This window comes from Enterobacter sp. SECR19-1250, assembly GCF_013391025.1.
Taxonomy (GTDB): Bacteria; Pseudomonadota; Gammaproteobacteria; order Enterobacterales; family Enterobacteriaceae; genus Enterobacter; species Enterobacter cloacae.
This window is the reverse complement of the sequence record NZ_JACASJ010000061.1, coordinates 22,567-30,221: the sequence shown is the minus strand read 5'-3', so window position 1 is coordinate 30,221 and position 7,655 is coordinate 22,567. Positions and strand designations below refer to the sequence as shown.

7 protein-coding genes are annotated in these 7,655 nt (G+C 64.9%); 3 read left to right on the top strand and 4 right to left on the bottom strand.

What is annotated here, in order from left to right; all coding sequences use genetic code 11:
- Window positions 1-387 precede the first annotated feature (387 nt).
- Window positions 388-2,241 carry an integrase arm-type DNA-binding domain-containing protein gene (locus HX884_RS16055; RefSeq protein ID WP_016851969.1) on the top strand — a complete coding sequence of 618 codons (1,854 nt, stop codon included), beginning with the start codon at window positions 388-390 and terminating at the stop codon, window positions 2,239-2,241.
- A gap of 47 nt (window positions 2,242-2,288) precedes the next feature.
- Here the strand turns inward: HX884_RS16055 and HX884_RS16050 are convergent, their stop codons facing one another.
- Window positions 2,289-2,915: a LysR substrate-binding domain-containing protein gene (locus HX884_RS16050; RefSeq protein WP_134587049.1), complete on the bottom strand. Its 627-nt coding sequence runs from the start codon at window positions 2,913-2,915 to the stop codon at window positions 2,289-2,291.
- 105 nt (window positions 2,916-3,020) lie between these two features.
- Between HX884_RS16050 and HX884_RS16045 the strand changes: the two genes are divergently transcribed.
- Entirely contained in the window at window positions 3,021-3,320 is a 300-nt protein-coding gene (locus HX884_RS16045; protein WP_003282197.1) for a helix-turn-helix domain-containing protein, read from the top strand.
- Window positions 3,321-3,346: 26 nt separating this feature from the next.
- Here HX884_RS16045 and mobH read toward each other — a convergent pair whose 3' ends face one another.
- The 3 genes from mobH to HX884_RS16030 all read right to left on the bottom strand — a co-directional run bounded on the left by mobH (window position 3,347) and on the right by HX884_RS16030 (window position 7,056).
- Window positions 3,347-5,182 carry a MobH family relaxase gene (gene mobH / locus HX884_RS16040; RefSeq protein WP_178328476.1) on the bottom strand — a complete coding sequence of 612 codons (1,836 nt, stop codon included), beginning with the start codon at window positions 5,180-5,182 and terminating at the stop codon, window positions 3,347-3,349.
- Between the two features lie 202 nt (window positions 5,183-5,384).
- Window positions 5,385-6,305: a nucleotidyl transferase AbiEii/AbiGii toxin family protein gene (locus HX884_RS16035; RefSeq protein ID WP_047335955.1), complete on the bottom strand. Its 921-nt coding sequence runs from the start codon at window positions 6,303-6,305 to the stop codon at window positions 5,385-5,387.
- Complete coding sequence (locus tag HX884_RS16030; RefSeq protein ID WP_047335954.1) at window positions 6,298-7,056, bottom strand: type IV toxin-antitoxin system AbiEi family antitoxin domain-containing protein; 759 nt, start codon at window positions 7,054-7,056, stop codon at window positions 6,298-6,300. The genes HX884_RS16035 and HX884_RS16030 overlap by 8 nt, the downstream gene beginning before the upstream one ends.
- A 223-nt stretch (window positions 7,057-7,279) precedes the next feature.
- Here HX884_RS16030 and HX884_RS16025 point away from each other — a divergent pair, with 223 nt between their 5' ends.
- Window positions 7,280-7,654, top strand: coding sequence for a DUF3742 family protein (locus tag HX884_RS16025; protein WP_031754974.1), 375 nt, complete (start codon window positions 7,280-7,282; stop codon window positions 7,652-7,654).
- Window position 7,655: the final 1 nt, after the last annotated feature.

The window sequence follows — 7,655 nt, the reverse complement described above, 5'->3', positions numbered from 1 at the left end:
TCTATCATCGTCAATCGTTAGTAATCGCAACAGGCGGCAGTGGCTTGACGCTTACACAAAACCCTCCTACAATGCATCACGTTTTTATTAATAAATCCATGGGATTACGAGAACTTTGGAGCGGGGGTGATTTCCCTTCGCCCGCTCCACCGCATCATTCTGCGGACTTCCGCAGAAATCCAAGAGAGTCTGCAAGTCGTTGCCACACAAGGACTTTTCCTCTCTTTGACGTTCTGCCGTAGTCCACTGCGATCCGCCTACAGCCGGGACTTTCAAGTCCACAAACAAGTCCATTTTTGCGGGCGCGGCTGATTCCGGATTGTTGGTGGAGGGGCGAGGTCGACGTGACCAGCATCTGGTTCCTGACTCATGTTCAGGAGCAAGAGCATGGCACTCTCAGACCTGGCCGTTCGACAGGCCAAGGCAACTGGCAAGGCATACACCCTCCCTGACTTGGATGGCCTCTCCCTGGCCGTCACGGCTGCAGGGGGCAGGACTTGGCACTTCCGCTACTACTGGGCGGGCAAGCAGAAGCGGATGTCGCTCGGCACCTACCCGGAGGTGACGCTTCGCGAGGCCCGCAGCCTACGCGACGAAGCGCGCGCCCTGCTGGCCAAAGGCACCAATCCTCGCGTTCACCGCAAGCAGAAGCGCACCGCTGTCCGGCTCGCCGACGAAAACACCTTCGAGGCGGTGTATCGCAAGTGGCTCAAGCATCGCGGGCTCAGCCTCAAGGAAGGCCGGCAGACGACCCTCTCGATACTTCCACGGATCTTCGACAAGGATGTGTTGCCCACCTTGGGCAAGCGGTCGGTCTATGAGATCAAGCGTCCCGACCTCTTGGAGGTGATCGCCAAGATCGAGAAGCGCAGGGCACTATCCGTCGCCGAGAAAGTCAGGACGTGGTTCAACCAACTGTTTCGCTACGCGCTGGTGATCGTGCCGGGCCTGGAGCAAAACCCCGCCTCCGATCTCGATGTGGTGGCGCTGCCGCTGCCACCCGTCAACCACAACCCGTTCCTGCGCATGGCCGAGCTGCCGAAGCTGTTGCAGCGGCTGCGCAGCTATCGCGGCAGGCGGCAGACCCAGCTCGGGCTGCGGCTATTGCTGCTGACCGGCGTGCGAACCGGCGAGCTGCGACAGGCGACGCCGGATCAATTCGATCTGGACCGTGGGCTGTGGATCATCCCGCCCGACGTCGTGAAGCAACTCCAGTTGGATATGCGCAAGAAGCGGCAGCAGCCAAAGGACATCCCGCCCTACATCGTGCCGCTGTCGATTCAGGCCATGGAGATCGTCCGGCACCTGCTGGATGAGTTCAAGCCGGCCCAGCGCCACCTGTTCCGGCACGACAGCGACTTGAAGAAGCGCATCAGCGAGAACACGCTCAATGGTGCGCTCAAACGCATGGGCTATCAGGAACGCCTGACGGGACACGGCATCCGCGGCACGATGTCCACTGCGCTCAACGAGATCGGCTACCCGAAGGTCTGGGTGGATGCACAGCTCTCGCATGTCGATCCCAACAAGGTCAGCGCGACCTACAACCATGCCGAGTACGTGGAACAGCGTCGCCGCATGATGCAGGACTGGGCCGATCGGCTCGACCTCTTCGAGCAGAACCAGGTCGAGGCGGCCAGCATGCCGCTCACCGTGCATCTGGAAGGCGTGCCCGCGTTCCCGAATGAGCAAACCGCAAGCGCACCCTCCACGCCGGTTGCCGCTTCGCCAATCCTGCTCGTGACGAAGCCCGGCGACGCCATGCCGTTGGTTTCTGCCGCCGCACATCGGCTGCCGGCGGTTCCGCCCCCTCGGTCGGCCGCGCCGCTGGTGCCTTCGGACATTCAGCGCGAGAGGATGGAACTGTTCGATGTCTTCGAAGCGCCGCACAACCTTCCCGTCGCGGCGTTTGCGAAGATGGCGGGCAAGTCCCGCAGGTGGATCAGCTACGAGATCAAGGCCGGCAACTTGCTGGCGTTGAACGTGGGCAACCGCGGCCAGCGGGTGCCGGACTGGCACCTCGACCCACTCAAGCACGAGCTGATCCAGTCCGTCCTCAAGCTGACCAGGGGTGCGGACCCTTGGCAGATCTACCATGCACTGCTGCAACCGCGCTCGATGCTGCGGGGGCATTCGGCACTGGAGGGCGTGACGGCCGGCAATCTCGACAAGCTCGTCATGGCAGTGAGCACAGCCGTGAAGGAAAGCGAATGGACCCCGCCGCGAGTCGGAGTCGCCTAGCAGCAGGAATGCGGGATCGTGGCGAAACCGCGATCCCCGCACGTCTGTCAGGACACCAAGCGCGCGCGGCGGGCGAATCTTGCCTGGGTGTCCGACAAGGAAGCGTTGCGGCGGAGCAGGTAAGCCATCACGATCGTCGGTGCGCCGGCCAGCGGCCGCACGGCGATGCCTCGGCGTAGGTAGCTCGCCAGTCTCGCGGCAGGCGCAATGGCGATCCCGTATCCGGCGGCAACCAGCGTCATCGCCACATCGAATGTCTCCACCGTTTGCTCTCGCTCTTGCAGCGCGTTTTCGAACACACGCTGCACGGTCATGCGCCATGGTTCATCGGTCGTGGACTGCGAGCAGATCAAGGGCTGCTTGAGCACTTCCCCGCACGGCACTTCACGGTAGGCCAGCAGGTGGGAGCGCTTGGCCACGGCGACCGCCAGCGTGTCATGCCACAGCGGTTCGCATACCCAGCCAGGCCACTGCCGGGCAACCGCAGACAAGGCGAAGTCGAAGCCGTCGTCCGGCAGCTCCGCGCCTCGACCGGGATCTGTCCAGCCGGCCAGGACGGCATGAGTCTCCGGCTCTTCGGCACGCTGCAGGGCGAGCACGTCGGCGAGCTGGGGAGGCACCCATTCGCCGAGGACGGCCATGCGAATTTCGGCTGTGATGTCACTCGATTCCACGTCCAGCTCCCCCAGGCGGTGAACTCGTGGCAACTGATCTCGAAGCCGTTGGATGAGTTAAGTTTAACGTGGTTTAAATCGTGACCGTGTTCGACGCTCTTGGCAATGCCAAAGCGTTCGATCCAAAGGGGCCGCCCCACCGGCACCACTACCTACGAAGCGGAACCAGCCATCGCGTTTGGGGCTGCCGTGCGGGAAGAAAGAACCAACCAGGGCATCGCTCAGGAAACGCTGGCCCACATGGCCGGCATCGAACGGTCGCACATGGGCAAGATCGAGCGCGGCGAGCATGTCCCCACGCTCCCTCTCATCCTCAAGATTGCCCGTGCGCTGAAATGCAGTTCCGCCCACTTGATGACTCTGACCGAAGCCAAGCTGGCAGAGTCGGCCCCATCCGCAGATTAAAGCCGGCCCGCACAGCGGTCGCATGCCTACGCCTGATCGTCGGCCTTGCCCCCAAGGGCTGAATCTTCGCGCTTTGCGGCCTCGTTGACGAGCCGCAGGTATGGGTTGTCTGGCGGCGTCTCCTGGAACAGCGCATCCGGGCTGACGAGCAGGTAGCCGTGCAGCCGGCGCGACTTGCGCGGCCCCGTGACTTCGCAGGTCCAGATGTTCAGCCCGCTCGGCTGCTTGCGGTGCTGTCCCAGCTTCTCGAAGCGTTTCTGTACCCACTGCCACCCCTCCAGCTTCTCCTGCTTGGCCAGCGCGGCGACTTGAAGGTACTCCTGCGCGTAGCGCTGGAACACGCCGGGGCTGACGAGGTAGCTCGTACCGGCGACGGTATGCACCAGGGCCTTGGCGTCGTTGATGATGAGCTTGCGCGTCTGGATGCTCTGACGCAGCCAGGCCATGAAGTGCGCCCCGGAGGGCTCCGCGCGATCCTGGGAAGGCGCGAGGCTCATCTGCGGCGGGGGCACGGTCGAAGGGGTCGGCTCGGCCTCGGCGATCTCCGGCGCTGTGGGTAGAGCGGTGTCGCCCAGCAGGTCGAGCAGCGCGGCCACGCCGGTGTCCATGGCTGCGGATGCGATCGGCGCCGTGCTCGCGGATGCAGCTTCGATGCCTTCGGCGCGCGGCCCATCGGCCACCGTTGTCGCCTGCGGCGTCGGCTCCGCCTGTTCCTCTTCGACCTGCACACGGCCTGCGAACGGCGCCGGCCGGTCGGCGGCATCCCAGATCATCGCCGGCGAGAGTTTCAGGAAGGTGAAGGCGTGCGACCAGCCGGCGTCGCTGGTGACAGTAGCCTTCCAGATCGCCTTGCCATCCGGCGTTGGCTGCACGATGCCGTGATCCTGCAGCACGTTGAACACCGCCGTATTGCTCGCCGGAATGCCGTCGATGCCTTGCGATAGCAGATGTGCGCGCAGCTTGTCGGAGACGGTCTTGCTCACCAGCCACAAGGCGTCCTGGGTCAGCCAACCGTCCGCCGGGCCGGCCTGGTTCAGCTTGAACGCTTCCTTGAGCAGGTAGCGCAAGCCGTCGAGCAATTTGCGTTGCAGAGCATGCTTGGGCGCCACCAGCGCCTTGCTGGGATCGCCGCCGAGTTCCTGGGCGACCGATGCCTGGTCGGCCTGCACGACCAGCTCGCCGAGCGTGCCGGCGTGCTCGTACTGGCCGGCCAGCACGTACAGCAGCGCGGCCCAGAGGTCGGGATAGCCGCTGAGCCAGTCGAAGATGTCCCGATCGAGAAGGCGCGCGTAGAGCAGCCCGGTGGCGGCGCTGTGCAGGCGGTACTCGCGCTCCTTTCGGTAACGGAAGCGGTAGGGCTTTCGCAGCGGGCCGTGCCAGGGATGCCAGACGCTGCCGTCGGCATGCTCGACGTGCAGATCGACCGCAATCTTGCCGATGTCGTGCAGCAGGGCCGCGTAGGCCGTGCCTGCAGTCCAGGCTTCGGCCTGGGCCGCCTGTGCCTCCGGCGTGACGCCCGCAGGCAGCAGGTATGACTGCCGCAGTTTCAGCGCATAGGCGACGATCTCCAGGCCGTGGTCCAGCATGCCGCCCGGATAGGCGTGGTGGTGGTTCTCGGAGGCCGGGAACTGCTGGACCAATTCGGCGTAGCGCTCCAGTGGGGCGAGGTAGAGCGTGGCGAACTGCCGGCGCGAGAGCGATGTGCGCTGCCAGATGTGTTCCAGCAGTTTCTGCCGACGCGGCGTGGTCAGCAGCGATGCGGCCGACTCCGGCCGCATCGCCCCTTTCGGAGTTTCGATGGCGGATGTGGGCGGTGTGCCGGCGGCGGGTGGCACCCTTTTGCGCTGGAACAGCGAGAGCATGGCGAACCCCGGATGACGGGCTGCTCGGGGCGCCTTTTGGCCTTTTCAGGATAGGGCCTTTCCCCTTGGCGCCCTTCCTTTGCCCCTTCCCAGCCCTTTGGCCTTTGTCGGAAGCCTTTGGGTATAGGGCCGCTGCTTCGTGGATGCCACGATGAATGCGGCATGGGGCAATCCCGGCAAGTGGGGCGCTGCGGGATGTTCGTCAGCTCTGGCCCAAGCCGGTGTCGAGGGCGGCGGATTGCGCTGCGAAGTCGTCGGGACGGCGCTTGCGGAAGGTTTCGAGATTGGCGAGCTTCCAGCGCAGTGCCGGCAGTTGCGCGGCGTGCTGGCACTGCACCAGCGACCAGTCCGGTTCTGCGCGCGCCAGCCCGCTCAGAAACTGCTTGTGCGCGGTGCTCAGTCGCTGTGGCAGCTCGCGCCGCACCCTGGCGCGAGCGTCGAGCAGTGTTTCCAGGGAGCAGCCCACTTCGGTCATGCCGACAAAGGCCCGCTCGTACTCGCCGGCGATGTCCTTGTCGTTACCGAACAGCACTTCGTGGGGCGGCCGGTTGTGGCCCGCCAGATAGATCACGAAGCACTCGACCATGCCGTCGCTGATGTCGCCCGATTCGTAGAGCTGCCACACGTCGAACAGGTCGCGGGGGTGCTGCCGATCCAGCGCGGCCACCAGCTTGCTGGCGTACAGCTCGTCCGGTGCCAGAACCGGCAGCTCGAACTCGACGCCGAACAGATCGCTGGTCTTTGCGCTCAGCGGCCGCCGCTCGACGGGCAGCACGCTGCCTCGGAACACGACGTTGACCTCGATCTTCACCTGGCTGGCGTCGTTCTCGACGATCAGCTTGGTGTCTCCCAGGTCCTTGGCGCGAACCAGGCGTGTCTGCACGCCCAGTGGTGCAACGCGCGCGGCGATGGCGGCCAGCTCCTGGTTGATGGCTTGCAGCGCTTCGTCGCGCGGCGTCTGCCACGGGAGGTACACCACGTCGATGTCCACCGACAGGCGCGGCATGTCCCGCACGAAGAGGTTGATGGCCGTGCCGCCCTTCATGGCGAAGATGTCGTTGGCGAACACGTCGGGCGCGACGGCCAGCAGCAGGCGAACGGTGTCCGCGTAGGTTTTATCCATGAGGTCTCAGGCTCAGCAAGGTGCCGTCATCGAGCCGGCTCATCCAGCGCGTGTTGCTGCCGGTGCGAACCGGGTACTGCTCCAGCAGGGCATCGACATCCACGAGGCTGGTCTCGCGCGCCCAGGTGAGGAACAGGCGCACGGCCTTCACGCTGGTGCAGCAGGACAGCAGTTGCCCGAGCAAGTCCTTGCGGGGGGAACGCAGTCCATCAAAGAGGTTGCGGGCCTCTTCGAGGCTCTGCTTGACGCCGGCTTCGTACAGCAGTTCCAGAACGGCACGCTCGGAGGCAGCCACCCGAAGATCCTCGGGCAGGCCAGGCGGCGTGGTCAGGGTCTTGCTGGACAGCGCCGTGTCCGGCCAGTCGAACAGGCGGGCGTGGACGTAGCGGGCCGGAAAGCGCGAGGTGAACCAGGCTGGCAACGCGAAACGACCGTCGCCCCACAGCACCAGCGTCTCCCGGCTGCCCAGGTTGTGCCGCACGCCCTGCAGGGCCAGGGCGCTCTTGCCGCCGACGTGCAGGCCGGGCACGCGCTGTTGCAGGAACTTCAGCGCACCGTAGACCCCGAACTCATCGTTCGGGAAGGCATAGACGCCATGGGCCAGGCGCACGAGCCACCCGCCGTCGGCATAGTGGGCGGCGAGCTGGGGCGACACCCCGAACTGGCTCAGGGTGGCAAGGTCGAACGGCGCCCCGCGGGGGAGTCCCGCCTGCAGCCGCTTGATTACCTGGTGCCTAGAATTTCCATCCATGCTATAAAAATAGCACGGAATCAAATCAGCCTCTAGAGCTATCGCAAGAACGTGCAGGGAAAGTAGCATAACGTTTGATTTATAGTGCAGAATCTAATCGACCTGCGACCCGAGCCAACCCGACTCTGCTAGCCGCAACCCGCCCTCCTGATCGCGGTCTATGCTGGAGGGCAGGCCACGACCGGCCACTCCGCGAGGTGAGGCACCACTGAAGCCGAGGCATATGAGCATGACCACCAACACGCACAACGGGCGCTGGAGCCACCGGCTGGGCCGGGGGGCTGGCCGTGCCTGGCGTGGATACCTGCGCCGCGAGCAGCGTGTCGCCGGCTGGCTGGTGACGCGCGGGGTGCCCGCGAGCGCGGCGACGGCGGTGCTCTGGATCGTCAAGCTGGCCGTGCTTGGTGTGCTGCTCTACTCCGCGTTCTGGCTGGCGCTGCTGCTGGCCTTTGCAGGGATCGCTGCCTGGATGGTACGCAACGTCGATGCCGACGAAAGCAGTGATGATGACGAGCCTCAATGGCGAAACGGCCTGGACGGATACGGTCTCTACCGGGGCGAGGTACGCATTGACGGCGGCAGCGCGGACGACGAGTAGC